Raw genomic sequence first — 16394 nt, 5'->3', positions numbered from 1 at the left:
GATGGCAGAATAGGCGACCCTCGCCCTCCGGCCGACGTTCCCGCATGACCTATCTCCACCAGATCGACCCCATCGCCTTCTCGCTCGGCCCGGTGAAGGTGCACTGGTATGGGCTGATGTACCTGGCCGCCTTCGCCTCGGCGTGGTGGCTGGGCCGGCTGCGCATCCGCGCCGGCCGCCTGCCGGGCGTGGACATGGAGGGATTCTCCGACCTGCTGTTCTACGCGATGCTCGGCGTGGTGCTCGGCGGGCGCATCGGCTACATGGCGTTCTACGCGCTGGGCGATTTCCTCGCCAACCCGCTGCTGATCTTCAAGGTGTGGGACGGCGGCATGAGCTTCCACGGCGGCCTGATCGGCGTGCTGGTGGCCGCGGCCTGGTGGTCGCGCAAGTCGCGCCTGCACTTCTTCGACACCATGGATTTCGTCGCGCCGCTGGTGCCGCTGGGGCTGGGGTTCGGCCGCGTCGGCAATTTCGTCGGCGGCGAGTTGTGGGGCAAGTTCACCGGCGCCGGCTGGGGCGTGATCTTCCCGCGCGCGCCGCTGCAGGACGTGGCGGACGCGCCGGCCATGCAGAGCCTGATGGGCGCGGCGCAGATCCAGGCGCAGTACGCCAGCGGCGCGCTGGACAGGTTCGCGCGGCATCCGTCGCAGCTGTACGAAGCGGTGCTGGAGGGCCTGGTGATGTTCGTGGCGCTGTGGGCGTTCTCGCTGCGGCCGCGCGCGCGCTATGCGGTGTCCGGCCTGTTCGCGCTGCTGTACGGCGTGTTCCGCTTCGCGGTGGAGTTCGTGCGCGTGCCCGACGCGCCGATCGGCTACCTGGCGTTCCATTGGCTGACCATGGGCCAGATCCTGAGCACGCCGCTGATCCTGCTCGGCCTGTTCCTGCTGTGGCGCTCGCGCCGCGCGCCGGTGCTGCAACCGGCGCCGGTGGCGGCGGGGAACAAGGCATGAAGGCCTACCTGGACCTGTTGCGCCACGTGCTCGAGCACGGTGCGGAGAAATCCGACCGCACCGGCACCGGCACGCGCAGCGTGTTCGGCTGGCAGATGCGCTTCGATCTCAACGCCGGCTTCCCGCTGGTGACCACCAAGAAGCTGCATCTGCGCTCGATCGTGCACGAGCTGCTGTGGTTCCTGAAGGGCGAGACCAACATCGCCTACCTCAAGGACAACAAGGTCAGCATCTGGGACGAATGGGCCGATGCGCAGGGCGAACTCGGCCCGGTGTACGGCAAGCAATGGCGGCGCTGGACCGGCGCCGACGGCCGCGAGATCGACCAGATGCAATGGCTGGTGGACGAGATCAAGCGCAACCCGGATTCGCGGCGCCTGGTGATCAGCGCCTGGAACGTGGCCGAGCTGCCGCAGATGGCGCTGATGCCCTGCCACAGCCTGTTCCAGTTCTACGTGGTCGACGGCAAGCTCAGCTGCCAGCTGTACCAACGCAGCGGCGATATCTTCCTCGGCGTGCCGTTCAACATCGCCAGCTACGCGCTGCTGACCCACATGGTGGCGCAGGCCACCGGCCTGGGCGTGGGCGATTTCGTGCACACGCTGGGCGACGCGCACCTGTATTCGAACCATTTCGCGCAGGCGCGCGAGCAGCTGGCGCGCACGCCGCGGCCGCTGCCGACGCTGCGCCTGAATCCCGACGTCACCGATCTGTTCGCCTTCACCTACGACGACATCGCGATCGAGGGCTACGAGCCGCATCCGGCGATCAAGGCGCCGGTGGCGGTATGAGTCGCCGGGACGCGGGACTGGGGACTGGGGACTCGGAACAAGCCGCGGTCTCTGCAGAGGCGGATGTGGGCGAGTCCCGAGTCCCGAGTCCCGGGTCCCGCCTCATCCTGATCGCCGCGCTCGACCGCGCCAACGCCATCGGTCGCGACAACGACCTGCCGTGGCGCCTGCCGGACGACCTGAAGCGCTTCAAGGCGCTGACCCTGGGCAAGCCGGTGCTGATGGGGCGCAAGACCGCGCAATCGCTGGGGCGCGCGCTGCCGGGGCGGCTGAACCTGGTGATGACGCGCTCGGGACAGGTGCCCTTCGAGGGCATGCAGGCGGTCGCGTCGCTGCAGGCGGCGATCGCGGTGGCGCAGGCGAGCGGGGCGGAAGAACTGTCGGTGATCGGCGGCGGCGACATCTTCGCCCTGGCCTTGCCGCACGCCGACATGCTGTACCTGACCCACGTGGACACGCTGGTCGAGCGCGCCGATGCGCATTTCCCGGCGTTCGATCCGGCGCAGTGGGAGGTCGTGGCGCGGCAGGCGCACGCGGCCGATGCCAGGCACGCGCTGGCGTTCGAGTTCGTGGATTACCGGCGCCGGCGCGGCGCGCCGTAGCGCAGTCGGGGTGGTGGCTGGGGTCGAGAGGCCATCAGCCGCCATGCCAGTGGCGACGGCCCTGCCTGACAAGCATCGCCGCGACGCTGCCGTTGCCTGGGGCCTTTCGAACGTTGCAGTTGACGGAGTGTTGTGGGAGCGACTTCAGTCGCGACAGGCATTCCCGATAACGCCCTGTCGCGACTGAAGTCGCTCCCACAAGTGACATCCGTTGCGATCGAGAAATGCGCTGGGGCCTATTCCTATCGCGTTAGCAGGCCCTGTGCGCTTCCGTCAGTCCTGAGCGGGCGACGGCGGCGCCGCGGCCGCAGCACCCGCACCACGCCCGGGGCCGGGCCGGCGCCGCGGCGGCCGTGCGCGCGGCACCGGCGGCGGTCCCTCGACCGGGCGTCCCGGCACCTGCACCACCTGCAGGTCTTCGCCGTCCAGCCGCAGCGCGGTGAGCTTGCCGCCCCAGACCGCGCCGGTGTCGATCGCGTGCACGCCCTGGGTGATGGTCAGGCCCAGCGTCGACCAGTGGCCGCAGACGATCTTCAGGTCGCGCTCGGCGCGGCCCGGCACCTCGAACCACGGATACAGGCCCTGCGCCTGGGTGCCCGGCGTGCCTTTCTCCTCGATCGCGATGCGCCCGCGCGGGGTGCAATAGCGGGCGCGGGTGAACAGGTTGATGATCGCGCGCGAGCGGTCGTAGCCGGTCAGCCCCGGCGACCAGGCCGGGCGGTCGCCGTACATGTTGCGGAACAGCTTGCGGTAGCCGCTGCCGTGCAGCTGCTGCTCGACCTCGCGCGCATGCTTCTCGGCCAGGGTGGTGGTCCACTTCGGCGCCAGGCCGGCGTGGATCATCATCCAGCCCAGTTCGCGGTCGGCATGCAGCAGTTTCTGCATGCGCAGCCAGGTCAGCAGCTCGTCGCGGTCCTCGGCCAGCACGATGCGCTGCAGGTCCGGATTGACCTTGCGCTGCTCGTCCGGGCTGCGTTCGCCGATCGCCAGCAGCGACAGGTCGTGGTTGCCGAGCACCACCACGCTGTGTTCGCGCAGCGAATGCACCAGGCGCAGGGTTTCCAGCGATTGCCCGCCGCGGTTGACCAGGTCGCCGCAGAACCACAGCCGGTCCACCGCCGGGTCGAAGCGGATCTTCTCCAGCAGCCGCTGGGTGATGTCGTAGCAACCCTGCAGGTCGCCGATGGCCCACACGCTCATGCCGACGCCATCAGTGCAGGGTCCGCGGCACGGTCAGCACGAACGGGGCGACCGGCGCGACGAAATGGGTGCCGTCGTCGGCTTCCATGTCGTAGTGGCCGCGCATCGTGCCGTGCTCGGTTTCCAGCATCAGCCCGGAGGTGTAGCGGAAGTCCTCGCCGGGCCGCAGCCGCGGCTGTTCGCCGACCACGCCGTCGCCGTCCACGCGCTCCACGCGGCCGTTGCCGTCGGTGATTTCCCAGTGCCGGGCGATCAGCCGCGCGGCGACGCGGCCACGGTTGTGGATGCGGATGGTGTAGGCGAACGCATAGCGTCCGTCCTCCGGCGCCGATTGGTCGTCGAGGAATCGGGGCGACACTTCGACCTCGATCCGATAGGGGGCGTCATCATTCATGCCCCACAGTGTAAGCAAAGCCGGTGCCGGAATGGACGGCGACCTGTCTACGAACGCGCTGCGGGATGCGCGCGCTGGCGCCGGATGCGGCGTGTGCGCCGCCGTCGGCCGGCCGCGCCGTGCGCTGGCGATGCGGCGGCATGCGCATGCGCGGCCATGCGCGGTGCGGCCGGCCGGATGCGGAGCATGGCGCGGTGCGCGGGCGCGACGCGCGTCAGGCCGGCGCCACGTTGGCCAGGCGCACGAAATCGGCCACTTCCAATTGCTCGGCGCGCGCGTCCGGGCGCACCCCGGCGGCCTCGAACTGGGCGGCATCGCAGACCCCGCCCAGCGCATTGCGCAAGGTCTTGCGGCGCTGGCCGAAGGCCGCGCGCACCACGTCGGCGAAGCGCCGCGGATCGGCGATGCCGATGTCCTGCGGCGCATGCGGCACCAGCCGCACCACCGCCGAATCCACCTTCGGCGGCGGCCGGAACGCGCCCGGCGGCACCACGAACAGCGAGGTCACCTCGCAGTAGGCCTGCAGCATCACGCTGAGCCGGCCGTAGACCTTGCTGCCCGGAGCGGCGGCCATGCGGTCGACCACTTCCTTCTGCAGCATGAAGTGCATGTCGGCGATCGCCGCGGCATGGTCGAGCGCGTGGAACAGGATCGGCGAGGAGATGTTGTAGGGCAGGTTGCCGACCAGGCGGATGCGGCCGGCGCCGGCCAGCGCGGCGAAATCCACCGACAGCACGTCGCGGTTGAGGATGGTGAGTTCGCCGACCCCTTCCGCCGCGGCGGTCAGCGGCGCGATCAGGTCGCGATCGAATTCGATCACGGTCAGGCGGCCGTGGCGGCGCAGCAGCGGGAAGGTGATCGCGCCCTGGCCGGGGCCGATCTCGACCAGCAGGTCGTCCGGCTTGGGATTGACCGCGCGCACGATGCTGTCGATGTAGTGGCGGTCGCTGAGGAAGTGCTGGCCGAGCGATTTCTTGGCCGGGGCGCTGAAGCCGGAATAGGAAGTCATGCGGGCATCTTATCGGGATGGGGCTAGGAAGGCGCGCGCCGCGCCCTGTAGGAGCGGCTCCGGGTGGCCTAGGGCCATCAGCCGCGACCAAGCTCTACCGGTAACGCCCGGTCGCGGCTGATGGCCCTAGGCCACCGGGAGCCGCTCCTACACGAGCGCCTTGCTTGTAGCCAATTGCGCGCACAGCGCGACCGCGGCGAACAGGCTCGACGGGTCGGCGACGCCGCGCCCGGCCAGGTCCAGCGCGGTGCCGTGGTCGACCGCCACGCGTGGGTAGGGCAGGCCTAGGGTCAGGTTCACCGCCTGCTCGAAGCCGCTGTACTTGAGCACCGGCAGGCCCTGGTCGTGGTACATCGCCAGCACCGTGTCGAAGCCGGCCAGTTTCTGCGGCAGGAATGCGGTGTCGGCCGGCAGCGGGCCGACCAGGTGCATGCCTTCGCCGCGCAATGCGTCGAGCACCGGGAGCATGACGTCGAGTTCCTCGCGCCCCAGGTGGCCGTCCTCGCCGGCGTGCGGGTTCAGCCCGAGCACCGCGATGACCGGCGCGGCGATGCCGAACGCGCTGCGCAGCGCGGCGTGGGTGATGCGCAGGCTGCGTTCCAGCAGCGCCGGGGTCAGCGCATCGGCGACCGCGCGCAGCGGCAGGTGGGTGGTGGCCAGGGCCACGCGCACGATGTCGTTGGCCAGCATCATCACCACCTCGCACCCGGCGTGGCGGGCGAGCAGTTCGGTGGTGCCTGTATAAGCGATGCCGCCGTCGTTGATCGCGGCCTTGTGTACCGGGCCGGTGACCAGGCCGGCCAGTTCGCCGCGCAGGCAGGCGTCGGCGGCCTGGGTCAGCGCGCCGATCACGGCGGCGGCGTTGGCCGGTTCGGTCTGGCCGAAACGGCTGGGCCGCGCATTGCCGACCGCGCGCAGGCGCAGGTCGCCCGGGGCGGAGGCAGTGGCGGATTCGGGCAGCAGCCGCAACGGCAGCGACAGCGCCGCGGCGGCGGCGCGCAAGGTGTCGGGATCGGCGAAGGCCAGCAGCTGGCAGTCGCGGCGCGGCTGTTGTGCCAGCCGCACGCACAGTTCCGGGCCGATCCCGGCCGGCTCGCCCGGCACCAGCGCGAGCGAGGGCAGCACGGCTTACGGCTTGGTGGCGGCCGGTGCCGGGGTTGCCGGCGCAGTGGCGTCGGCAGCAGGCGCGGCGGAGGTTTCGGCGCCGCCGACGCGCAGGTTCACATAGGCTTCGCCGCGCATTTCCTGCAGGAAGCGGTTGTACTCTTCCTCCAGCTTGCGGCGGCCGATGGTCTCGCGGACCTGGGCGCGCTGGGTGTCGCTGGTCACGTCGGTCTGGCGCGTGGCCACGCGCTGCACGATGTGCCAGCCGGCCTCGGTGCGGAACGGCTGCGAGACCTGGTTGTCGCTCAGGCCTTCGATCTGGTGGCCGAAGTCCGGGCCGAACGCATCGGCCGGGAACCAGCCCAGATCGCCGCCCTGACCACGGCTGTTGGCGTCGTCGGAGGACTCCTTGGCCACGGCCTGGAAGTCGGCGCCGCCGGCGATGCGCGCACGCAGGGTCTCGATCTTGGCCTTGGCGGCCGCATCCGGCTGCGCCTCGTTGACGCGGATCAGGATGTGGCGGGCGTGGTATTCGGTGACCGTCTTCTTTTCCGGGTTGGCCGAGGCGTCGCGCACTTCGACCAGCTTCAGCAACTGGAAGCCGCTGGGGCCGCGCAGCGGGCCGGCGACCTGGCCCGGCTTCATGTCGCGGATCAGCTGGGCGAAGGCGTTCGGGATCTCGTCCAGGCTGCGCCAGCCGAGGTCGCCGCCTTCCAGCGCGTTGGGGCTGTCGGAATAGCGCACCGCGGCCGCGCTGAAATCGATCTCGCCCTTGTCGATCAGGTTCTTGACCCCGTCGATCTTGCTCTGGCCGGTCTTGATCTGGTCGGCGGTGGCGCCTTCCGGCAGGCCGACCAGGATGTGCGCCAGGTGGTACTGGGCGCCGGTGGTGGCCTGCTGCGCCAGCGCCGCGTCCACTTCGCTCTCGCTGACGTTGATGCGGCTCTGCGCGAAGCTCTGGCGCAGGCGCTGCACGGTGATCTCGTCGCGCACCGAGCTGCGGAAGTCGTCGAACGACATGCCGTCGGCGGCGAGCTTCTTGCGCAGGCCGTCCACGTCGGTGCCGTTCTGCTGGGCGATGCTGCCGATGGCCCGGTTCAGTTCGTCGTCGCCGACGCGGATGCCGGTGCTGTTGGCGCGCGCCACCTGCAGCTTGACCAGCACCAGGCGCTCGAGCACCTGGCGTTGCAGCACGTTGTCCGGCGGCAGCTGCGCTTCGCGGCCGGCATACTGCGCCTTCACGTTGCGAACGGCACGATCCAGTTCGCTCTGCAGCACGACATCCTCGTCGACGACCGCGGCGATGCGGTCCAGCGGTTGGGTTTGTTGCGCGGCAGCCGGAGCGGACACGCCGGCGATCGCCAGCAAGGTGGCGAGGAAAACGGAAAGGGTATTGGTCATGGAATCAGGTTCGGATCGTAAGCGTCCGGATCGGTCGTGGTGTTGCTGGGCGGGACCAAGTACAGGTCGTCGCGGTTATAGCCGAGAATAGCACGGCGCAGAACGCGGTCCGTGTCCTGGCCAAGCGAGGACAGCCCCTTCAGCACGAACTCGACCTGCAGCGCGGTGTCCAGGTCGCCTTCGCGGTTGCGCACGTAGCGCCGCGCCAGCGCGCGCACGGCCAGGCAGCAGCTGTCCCACTGCACGCCGGCGATGATTTCCAGCGGCTTCTTGTCTTCCAGCGAATAGTAGTGGCGGCCGACCAGGCTCCAGGTGGGGTTGATCGGATACAGCACCGACACGTCGGTCTGCTCCAGCAGGTCGCGGCGGAAGCGGTAGCTGACGTTGATGATGCCGTCGCCCGGCAGCAGGTAGCGGGTGCGGAAGCTGGCCAGGTCCTTGCGCCGGTACTTGGGATCCCACTGGTAGGTGGCGCCCATCGTCCAGCGGTCGTTGATCATGTAGTTGGCGTCGGCGACCCACGCCGACTTGCCCTGCTCGATGGTGGTGTCGCTGTCGGGCAGGCTGACCCTGGAGTCGCTGAAGTACAGGATCTGGCCGAGGCTGACCGACAGCTTCTCTTTGCCGTCGTCCTGGCGCAGCAGGCGCGAACTCAGCGCCATGGTCAGCTGGTTGGCGTCGTTCTGGCGATCGGCGCCGGTGTAGCGCGAATCGCGGAACAGCTGGCCCCAGCTGAAGGTGAATTCGCGCGTATCGAAGATCGGCAGGTCGTCCTGGTTGCGGTACGGCGTGTACAGGTAGAACAGCCGCGGTTCCAGGGTCTGCAGGTAGTTGGTGCCGCCGAACTTGGCGTCGCGGTCGAAGTACACGCCGGCATCGACCGTGGCGATCGGCAGGCTGCGCGAGGGCGAGGTGTCGCCGCCCAGCGTCGCCGCCAGGTCCTTGTCCAGCTGGTAGGCGGTGTAGCGCCAGGCCAGGGTCGGTTTCAGGAACCAGGCGGCGCCGGCCAGCGGCATCGAGATGTAGGGCTTGAGATCCAGGCGGCTGCCGCCGGGCATTTCGGTGGTCACCCCGGTCCGCTCGTACAGCGCGTCCTTGGCATGCACGTCGTCGTGCACGAAGCGCACCGCTTCGCTGTAGATGCCGGCCTCGAAATAGTTGCCGAAGGACTGGTCCCAGTTGAAGAAGGCGCGCGGCTGGCGGTTGTACGGCAGCGAGGACTCGGTCAGGGTGTAGTCGGTCAGCTGCCAGCGGTCGGCCATCAACCCGGCGGTCCAGGTCTCGCCGGTGCCGTAGACGCCGACCGTGCTCTGCAGGTTGGATACCGAGTTGCCGAGCAGGCGGTTGGAGAAGTCTTCCGTGTAGCGCTCGTCGCTGACCCAGGCGACCGAGGCGCGCGCCTGCCAGTGCGCATCGATGTTGTGGTAACCCTGGTATTCGAACTTGCCGCGGTCCTTGTCGCGCAACTGGTCGTCGGGCATGTAGGTCGCCTGGATCTCGCCCTTGCCGCCCTCGTACAGGTAGCGGAACTCGCTGCCGAACATGAAGCCGCGCGAGCTCATGTAGCGCGGATACAGGGTGGCGTCGTAGTTCGGTGCCAGGTTCAGGTAGTACGGCTGCATGTAGTCGAAGCCGTTGCGCCCGGAGAAGCCGATCGCCGGGAACAGGAAGCCGCTGGTCCGGCGATCGTCGATCGGGAACTTGAACCACGGCGCGTACAGGATCGGCACGTTGTAGATCTTCAGGATCGCGTTGCGCGCGGTGCCGAAGCCCTCGTCGTTGTCGACGTCGATCTCAGGCGCGTGCAGTTCCCACACCCGCTGCGAGGGATCGCAGGTGGTGTAGGTGGAGCGGTGCATCTGCCCCAGCGCGCCCTGCAGGTCGACCGAGTCGGCCTTGCCGTTGCCGCGGCGCTCGATCAGCTGGTAGCGGATGTTGGTGATCTTGTGGGTGTCGGTGTCCTGGTTGCCCTCGGCGCGGTCGGCGACCATGCGGATCGACGAGTCCTGGTAGCGCACGTGACCCTCGGCGATGTAATTGCCGGTCTCCGTGTCCACGCGCAGGCTGTCGGTGCCCATGAACTGGTCGCCGCGCTTGAGCGCGACGTTGCCGGTGTAGTTCGGGACAGTGGTGGTGCCGGACAGCTTGTCGCCTTCGATGTTGGTCGGCTGCTGGTCGCGGATCGCCGCCATCTTCGGGTCGACCTTGGGCGCGTCGTCGAACTTGGGCAGCACGTCCGGGGTCGGGCACAGGCCCCAGTTGGGCGGCTTCTCGGCCGCCATCGCCGGCAGGCAGAGGGCGATACTGAACGGAAGGGGTAGCAGGCGGAGGGCTCGGCGCACGCGCGTCAGGTATCGGGCTAAAACGACCGCTAGCTTGCCCCATCCCATGCATAGGGGCAATGAAGGCGTCCCCCGGGCAGGGGACGGGGTTCATCCCCCGGCGGCGCTCAGCGCAGCGCGTCGACGTGGGCGACGCTGCATTCGCGCAGCGCCTGCAGGTCGTAGCCGCCTTCCAGCAGCGACACCACGCGGCCGCGCGCATGCCGTTGCGCCAGCGCGCGCAGCTCCGCGGTGAGCCAGGCGAAATCCTCGGTTTCCAGCATCAGGTCGGCCAGCGGGTCGCGCATGTGCGCATCGAAACCGGCCGAGATCAGCAGCAGTTGCGGCTTGAACGCGTCCAGCAGCGGCAGCATCTGGTCGGCCCAGGTGTTGCGGAAGCGGAAGCCGCCGCTGCCCGGCGGCAGCAGCGCGTTGTGCAGGTTGCCGACGCCGCGGTCGTGGACCCCGCCCGAGTTGGGGAACAGCCCGGACTGGTGGGTGCTGAGGTACTGCACGCGCGGGTCGCGCTCGAAGATCGCCTGGGTGCCGTTGCCGTGATGCACATCGAAATCGACGATGGAGATGCGCTCCAGGCCATGCGTGTCGCGGGCGTGGGCGGCCGCGACGGCGACGTTGTTGAACAGGCAGAAGCCCATCGCGGTGGCGGCGGTGGCGTGGTGGCCGGGCGGGCGCACCGCGCAGAAGGCGGTGTCGGTCGCGCCGTGCAGCACCGCGTCCACGGCGGCCAGCCCGGCGCCGGCGGCGCGCAGCGCGGCGGCGCGCGAGCCGGGCGAGATCACCGTGTCCACGTCGAGCATGCGCTTGCCGTCGATGTCGGCCAGGACGCTGTCGATCAGCTCGCGCTCGTGGACCCGGGCCAGGTCGCCGAGCTTGGCCAGCGGCGCCTCGCGCCATTCCAGCTCGGGAAAGGCCTCGCGCAGCGCGCCGGTGACGGCCTGCAGGCGCTCCGGCCGCTCCGGGTGCTCCGGCCCGGGCTCGTGGCCCAGGCAGGCGGGATGGGTATAGATCAGCATGCTTGCCGCCCGGTCCGCACGCCGCCGACGCCGCTCAGGCCTGGCGGCGGTCGTGGCGCCACAGCACCTCGCCCTGGCCGTCGGCCCGGGCCAGCACCCGCGCCAGCACGAACAGCAGGTCGGACAGGCGGTTGAGGTAGCGCACCGCCTGCGGCCGCACCGCGTCCTGGCGCGACAGTGCCACCGTCTCGCGCTCGGCGCGGCGCACGATGGTGCGCGCCAGGTGGCAGCGTGCCGCGGCTTCGCCGCCGGCCGGCAGGATGAAGTCCTTCAGCGCCGGCAAGGTGTCGTTGTAGCGGTCCAGGTGCTGCTCGAGCGCGTCGATGTCGGCGTCGTGGATCGCCGCATGGCCGGGGATGCACAGCTCGCCGCCGAGGTCGAACATCTGGTGCTGGATCGCGGTCAGCAGGGTGCGCACGTCGTCGGCCAGCGCACAGGCCAGGACCACGCCGATCGCCGAGTTGGCCTCGTCCACGGTGCCGTAGGCGGCCACCCGCGCCGAATCCTTGCCGACCCGGTTGCCGTCGCCCAGGCCGGTGCTGCCGTCGTCGCCGGTGCGGGTGTAGATCTTGGAAAGACGATTGCCCATCGCCGGCTGCCAGGCCCTGGCTCAGTGGCCGGCCGGCTGGCCGCGCTGGCCCAGCCGCGCCAGCTGCTCGACGCCGACCTGGATCGCCGCGGCCAGCGCGGTGTACAGCGCCGCGCTGCCCAGGTAGGGCAGCAGCCAGTCGCTGTAGTTCTGCCACCAGCCGGCGACGGTCGGGTTCGGCACGCTGCGGCTGACCCAGTAGAAGCTGCCCTGCGCGATCAGGTGGCACACCGCCACCGCGACCACCAGGCTGGCCGCGGTCAGGCCCAGCGCGCGCCAGTCGGCGCCACGGTAGCGCCGCGCCAGCCAGCTGCCGCCCGCCCACAGCGCGAAATAGGCCGGGATCAGGCACCAGTACGCCGGCGAGACGCAGTAGTGCTGCCAGAAGCTCAGGCCCTGGCCGCGGATCACCAGGTAGTCGACCAGCACCGCCAGCGCCATCAGCCCCGGGAACGCCCAGCGGGTCCAGCCGCGCAAGTAGAAGCCGCCGACGAAGAACACCGCCCAGGAGGCGTCCGGAATCGCGCCGAAGTGGTTGATGCGGGTCGCGGCCAGCAGCGCTGCCAGCAGGAGCAGGGCGGGGAGGCGGTGGCTGGAAGGGGTCATGGCGGGCGGGCACCGGTACGGAGGCCGCCGATTCTACTGGAAGCGGCGGGCCTGGGCGCGCGCCCGGCGGCGGGCCGCGCCGGTGGCGATGGCGACCGCGCCGCGGCGCTGCGCGCGACCGGCGGACGCAGCCGGCATGGCGCTGCGATCACCGACGATTCGGACGCCGGTCGTATCATGGGCGGATGAGCAAACGACATGACGTAGTGATCGTCGGCGGCGGCCTGGTCGGCGCCAGCCTGGCCATCGCGCTGGACCGCCTGGGCGTGGACGTGGGCCTGGTCGAGGCCGCGCCGCCGGGCGCACTGCCGCCGGTGTTCGACCAGCGCAACCTCAGCTTCGCCGCGGCCACGGTCAACGCCCTGGGCGCGCTGGGGGTGATGCAGCGGCTGCGCACGCCGACCGGGCCGATCCGGCGCATCCACGTCAGCCGCGAAGGCGATTTCGGCCGGGTGCGGCTGGACGCGGCCGACTACGGGCGCGAGGCGTTCGGGCAGGTGGTGGTGGCGCGCGATTTCGGCGAGGCGCTGGAGGCGCGGCTGGCCGAGGCCAGCCACGTCAGCCGCTACCGGCCGGCGCAGTTCCTGGCGCTGGAGCCGGGCGAAGATGCATCGCTGCGGCAGCTACGCATCGCCCAGGACGGCGCCACCCAGGTGCTGCAGGCGCGCCTGCTGGTCGGTGCCGACGGCAGCGCCAGCGCGGTGCGCGGCGCGCTGGGCATCGACGCCGCCCGCCACGATTTCCAGCAGACCCTGTTCGTGGCGCGGGTGCGCGGCAGCCGCCAGCCCGACGGCACCGCCTACGAACGCTTCCGCGACGACGGCCCGACCGCGCTGCTGCCGCGCGGCGACCGCCACTACGGCGCGGTGCATGCGGTCGCCGCCGAAGCCGCGGACGCGGTGGCCGCGCTCGACGAGGCCGCCTGGCTGCAGCGCCTGCAGGACGCGCTGGGCTGGCGCGTCGGCCGCCTGCTGGGCAGCGGCGAGCGCAGCGCCTACCCGATCGTGCAGGTGCTGGCCGGGCGCCTCACCGATGCGCGCGCGGTGCTGCTCGGCAACGCCGCGCAGACCTTGCACCCGCTGGGTGCGCAGGGCTTCAACCTGGGCCTGCGCGACGCGCTGACCCTGGCCGAACTGATCGAGCGCGACCGCGCCGACCCGGGCGCGCCGGTGCTGCTGCAGCAGTACGCGCAGCGCCGCGAGCAGGACCGGCAACGCACCGTGACCTTCTCCGGCGGGCTGGCGCGGCTGACCGCCAACCCGGCGGCGCTGCTGCGCCCGCTGCGCAGCCTGGGCCTGCTGGCGGCCGCGCAGGCCGCGCCGCTGCAGTCGTTCCTGGTCGGCGGCGCGATGGGCTTCCGCGGCGACGTGCCGCAGCTGTGCCGGGAGGCCATGCCATGAGCCGGCGCGGCGTGCTGGACGTGGTGGTGGTCGGCGGCGGCGTGGTCGGCGCGGCCTGCGCGTTGGCGCTGGCCGCCGAAGGCCTGGCGGTGGCCCTGGTCGAGGGCCGCGAGCCGCCGCGCTGGTCGCCGGCCGAGCCGGACCTGCGCGTGTACGCCTTCGCTCCGGACAATGCGGCGCTGCTGCAGGCGCTGGGCGTGTGGCCGCAGATACTGGCGCGGCGCGCCCAGGCCTACCGGCGCATGCGCGTGTGGGATGCCGGTGGCGGTGGCGAACTGGACTTCGATGCCGATGCCTTGGGCCGCGACCAGTTGGGCTGGATCGTCGAGCACGCCTTGCTGGTCGAGCAGCTGTGGGCGGCGCTGCCGGCGGCCGGGGTGCAACTGCACTGTCCGGCGCGGGTCGAGGCGGTGGAGATGGCGGAGGAGCGCGTGCGCCTGCGCCTGGACGACGGCAGCCGGCTCGACGCGCGCCTGGCCATCGCCGCCGACGGCGCCGATTCCACGCTGCGCGGCCTGGCCGGGCTGGAGGCGCCGGCGCACGACTACGGCCAGCGCGGCGTGGTCGCCTTCGTGCAGACGGAATTGCCGCATGCGGACACCGCCTGGCAGCGGTTCCTGCCCGGCGGGCCGCTGGCGTTCCTGCCGTTCGCCGACGGCCGCAGTTCGATCGTGTGGACCCTGCCCGAGGCCGAGGCGGCGCGGGTGCTGGCGCTGGACGATGCCGGGTTCGGGGCGGAACTGACCCAGGCCTTCGGCGCGCGGCTGGGCGCGGTGCGCGCGCTGTCGCCGCGGGTCGGTTTCCCGCTGCGCCGGCAACTGGTGGAGGACTACCACCGTGGCCGCCTGCTGGTATTGGGCGATGCCGCGCACGTGGTGCATCCGCTGGCCGGGCAGGGCGTCAACCTCGGCCTGCGCGACGTCGCCGCGCTGGCCGCGCAGGTGCGGCAGGCGCAGGCGCGGCGGGTCGACTGGTCGGCACCGCACCGGCTGGCGCGCTGGGCGCGCGGCCGCCGCAGCGACAACACCGTGGCCGCCTACGGGTTCGACACGATCAACCGGCTGTTCTCCAACGACGAGATGCACCTGACCCTGCTGCGCGGCCCGCTGCTGGGCCTGGCCGGCAAGCTGCCGATGCTGATGCACGGGTTCTGGAAGCGCGCGTCGGGGGTGTAGCGATCCGGGGTGGGGCGAGAGGCGTTGGTCGCTCCTGCGGGAGCGGCAGGCGCTGCGGCTGTTGTGGTTGGAGCGCAGGGGCTTGGATCATCGGCTCCGATAGCGCGAGGCGTCCGAATAGCCATCGCTTCGCCGGTCGCGGTTGAAACCGCTCCTACAGGGATGTGCGATTGGCTGGATGGGTGCACTGTTGGAGGGGCTTCAGCCCTGACAGATCGCCAAATCCGGTGCGGTGGCAGGCTCCGCTCGTCGCGACTGAAGTCGCTCCCACAGGGAATCCCACAGGGACTTGCGGCGAGCCGGCTGGGTGCATTGTGGGAGGGACTTCAGTCCCGACTGTTTCCGAAGCCGGGGAGCTGGATATCTTCGTTCGTCGCGGTTGAAACCGCTCCTACAGGGACGTGCGATTGGTTGGATGGGTGCACTGTAGGAGGGGCTTCGGCCCCGACAGATCGTCAAATTCGGTGCGGTGGCAGGCTCTGTTCGTCGCGACTGAAGTCGCTCCCACAGGGAATCCTGCAGGGGAATCCCGCAGGGACTTGCGGCCAGTCGCGATGGCGCTACTTCAGCCAGCCGGCCAGCTGTTCGCGGCTCAGGCGCCCGCGGCGTTGCGGGTCCAGCGAGTCGAATTCGTCGGCCAGCGCCGGGTTGGCCTGCGCTTCGCTGCGGCTGATGTAGCCGTCGTGGTCGCTGTCCAGCGCGTCGAAGTCGATGCGGTAGTTGCCGGCGACGTGGTCGGGCTGGACCGTGCGCACGGTGACCGGCGCCTCGCCGTGCGGGACGTCGAGCCGCACCTGGTGGGTCACCTCGCCACTGCTCAGCGGCTGCGCCAGCACCACGCTCGCCGGCACGTCGCGCAACGGTTCGGTGATGGCGCTGGAGGTGGCTTGCAGGTTCTGCGCGGCGGCCGCGCCGATGGCGGTGGCGAGCAGGCCGGCGACGAGGAGGGACAAACGGTGGTGCATGGACACAACGGACTCCGATGGTGCGAACGTGGACAGGGATGCGGCAGGCTCAGCCGGGGATGAACGGGAACGCCAGCTTCAGCAATCCCTTCAGCCCGCCCTCGGCGGTGCTGGCGATGGCCTTGGCGCCGAGACTGTTGAGCGCGCGGCGCACATCCTCCCAGCGTAGCTTGCCCACGTCCTTCTTCAACAGGTCCGCCACTTCCTCGGCGGTCGGGGTGAGCTTTTCCAGCTCGCGCACCACCTTCTCCGGCTCCGGCTGCAGGTAGCCCCAGCGCTCGGCGATCTTCAGCAAGGTGTCGAAGCGCACCGCGACCACGTCGCGGTTGCGCTCGTACACCGGCATCGCGCCGACGTCGACGATGGCCTGCTCGAAGCGCTGCTGGTCGTCCGGATGCTCGATGCGGATCGCCAGGAAGCCCTCCTTCTTGCTGCGCTCGCTGACGTGCTTCGCCCCGGCGCGCAGGTTGTCCTCGGTGAGCACGGTCGCCACGATGCGCTCCAGCGCCGCATCGCCGTCCTCGGGCACCAGCGCGCGCCAGCGCGCATAGCCGTCGCGGCGCAGGCCCTTCACCTTGGCCGGGGTCACCCGCAGGCGCAGCGCCACCGCGTTGTTGGAGTCGCTGCGCGAGATCGCGCCGTCGCGTTCCAGCAACACGAAGATCAGCAACTCCAGGTCGCGCTTGGTCAGCGACTGGAAGCCCTGCAACAGGGTCAGGCGCAGGAATTCGTCGGCGAAGCCGGCCGGGTCTTTCAGTTCGATCGGCTGCATGTGCGCGGCTCTCCAGTCAGTGCAGGCAGGATGCCCGACGCCGATTGCGCGGACTGAGACCGCGATGCGATGCGCATC

General features: G+C 70.6%; 16 protein-coding genes. 5 read left to right on the top strand and 11 right to left on the bottom strand.

Annotation, left to right across the window (positions count from 1 at the left end):
• Positions 1-44 precede the first annotated feature (44 nt).
• The 3 genes from lgt to AB3X10_RS18210 are packed head-to-tail and all read left to right on the top strand — an operon-like array spanning position 45 to position 2346.
• Positions 45-953 carry a prolipoprotein diacylglyceryl transferase gene (lgt, locus tag AB3X10_RS18220; protein ID WP_369976837.1) on the top strand — a complete coding sequence of 303 codons (909 nt, stop codon included), beginning with the start codon at positions 45-47 and terminating at the stop codon, positions 951-953.
• Positions 950-1744: a thymidylate synthase gene (locus AB3X10_RS18215; protein ID WP_369976836.1), complete on the top strand. Its 795-nt coding sequence runs from the start codon at positions 950-952 to the stop codon at positions 1742-1744. The genes lgt and AB3X10_RS18215 overlap by 4 nt, the downstream gene beginning before the upstream one ends.
• Positions 1741-2346: a dihydrofolate reductase gene (locus tag AB3X10_RS18210; RefSeq protein WP_369976835.1), complete on the top strand. Its 606-nt coding sequence runs from the start codon at positions 1741-1743 to the stop codon at positions 2344-2346. Before AB3X10_RS18215 ends, AB3X10_RS18210 begins: the two co-directional genes overlap by 4 nt.
• Positions 2347-2619: 273 nt before the next feature.
• Here AB3X10_RS18210 and AB3X10_RS18205 read toward each other — a convergent pair whose 3' ends face one another.
• The 9 genes from AB3X10_RS18205 to AB3X10_RS18165 all read right to left on the bottom strand — a co-directional run bounded on the left by AB3X10_RS18205 (position 2620) and on the right by AB3X10_RS18165 (position 12004).
• Positions 2620-3546 carry a symmetrical bis(5'-nucleosyl)-tetraphosphatase gene (locus AB3X10_RS18205; RefSeq protein WP_369976834.1) on the bottom strand — a complete coding sequence of 309 codons (927 nt, stop codon included), beginning with the start codon at positions 3544-3546 and terminating at the stop codon, positions 2620-2622.
• 10 nt (positions 3547-3556) lie between these two features.
• Positions 3557-3940, bottom strand: a complete 384-nt coding sequence (gene apaG, locus AB3X10_RS18200) for a Co2+/Mg2+ efflux protein ApaG (protein WP_145705570.1) — start codon at positions 3938-3940, stop codon at positions 3557-3559.
• Positions 3941-4154: 214 nt separating this feature from the next.
• The gene (rsmA, locus tag AB3X10_RS18195) at positions 4155-4949 is read right to left on the bottom strand and encodes a 16S rRNA (adenine(1518)-N(6)/adenine(1519)-N(6))-dimethyltransferase RsmA (RefSeq protein WP_369976833.1); all 795 of its coding nucleotides are present in this window, start codon (positions 4947-4949) and stop codon (positions 4155-4157) included.
• Between the two features lie 147 nt (positions 4950-5096).
• Positions 5097-6074, bottom strand: coding sequence for a 4-hydroxythreonine-4-phosphate dehydrogenase PdxA (pdxA, locus tag AB3X10_RS18190; RefSeq protein ID WP_369976832.1), 978 nt, complete (start codon positions 6072-6074; stop codon positions 5097-5099).
• Positions 6075-6077: 3 nt separating this feature from the next.
• The gene (locus AB3X10_RS18185; RefSeq protein WP_369976831.1) at positions 6078-7454 is read right to left on the bottom strand and encodes a peptidylprolyl isomerase; all 1377 of its coding nucleotides are present in this window, start codon (positions 7452-7454) and stop codon (positions 6078-6080) included.
• On the bottom strand, positions 7451-9796 hold the full coding sequence (gene lptD, locus AB3X10_RS18180; RefSeq protein ID WP_369976830.1) for an LPS-assembly protein LptD: 2346 nt from the start codon (positions 9794-9796) through the stop codon (positions 7451-7453). Before lptD ends, AB3X10_RS18185 begins: the two co-directional genes overlap by 4 nt.
• A 107-nt stretch (positions 9797-9903) precedes the next feature.
• Positions 9904-10809 carry a histone deacetylase family protein gene (locus AB3X10_RS18175; RefSeq protein WP_369976829.1) on the bottom strand — a complete coding sequence of 302 codons (906 nt, stop codon included), beginning with the start codon at positions 10807-10809 and terminating at the stop codon, positions 9904-9906.
• A gap of 34 nt (positions 10810-10843) precedes the next feature.
• Complete coding sequence (locus AB3X10_RS18170) at positions 10844-11398, bottom strand: cob(I)yrinic acid a,c-diamide adenosyltransferase (protein WP_369976828.1); 555 nt, start codon at positions 11396-11398, stop codon at positions 10844-10846.
• Positions 11399-11419: 21 nt separating this feature from the next.
• The gene (locus tag AB3X10_RS18165) at positions 11420-12004 is read right to left on the bottom strand and encodes a hypothetical protein (protein WP_369976827.1); all 585 of its coding nucleotides are present in this window, start codon (positions 12002-12004) and stop codon (positions 11420-11422) included.
• Positions 12005-12189: 185 nt separating this feature from the next.
• Here AB3X10_RS18165 and ubiH point away from each other — a divergent pair, with 185 nt between their 5' ends.
• Entirely contained in the window at positions 12190-13404 is a 1215-nt protein-coding gene (ubiH, locus tag AB3X10_RS18160; protein WP_369976826.1) for a 2-octaprenyl-6-methoxyphenyl hydroxylase, read from the top strand.
• Positions 13401-14579, top strand: coding sequence for a UbiH/UbiF family hydroxylase (locus AB3X10_RS18155; RefSeq protein ID WP_369976825.1), 1179 nt, complete (start codon positions 13401-13403; stop codon positions 14577-14579). Before ubiH ends, AB3X10_RS18155 begins: the two co-directional genes overlap by 4 nt.
• Positions 14580-15139: 560 nt before the next feature.
• Here the strand turns inward: AB3X10_RS18155 and AB3X10_RS18150 are convergent.
• Entirely contained in the window at positions 15140-15544 is a 405-nt protein-coding gene (locus AB3X10_RS18150) for an EF-hand domain-containing protein (RefSeq protein WP_369976824.1), read from the bottom strand.
• Positions 15545-15593: 49 nt separating this feature from the next.
• Positions 15594-16316, bottom strand: a complete 723-nt coding sequence (locus tag AB3X10_RS18145) for a hypothetical protein (RefSeq protein ID WP_179568235.1) — start codon at positions 16314-16316, stop codon at positions 15594-15596.
• Positions 16317-16394 lie beyond the last annotated feature (78 nt).

The sequence above is a fragment of the Xanthomonas sp. DAR 80977 genome, assembly GCF_041240605.1.
Lineage (GTDB): Bacteria > Pseudomonadota > Gammaproteobacteria > Xanthomonadales > Xanthomonadaceae > Xanthomonas_A > Xanthomonas_A bundabergensis.
This window is presented reverse-complemented; position numbering and strand designations above follow the sequence as displayed.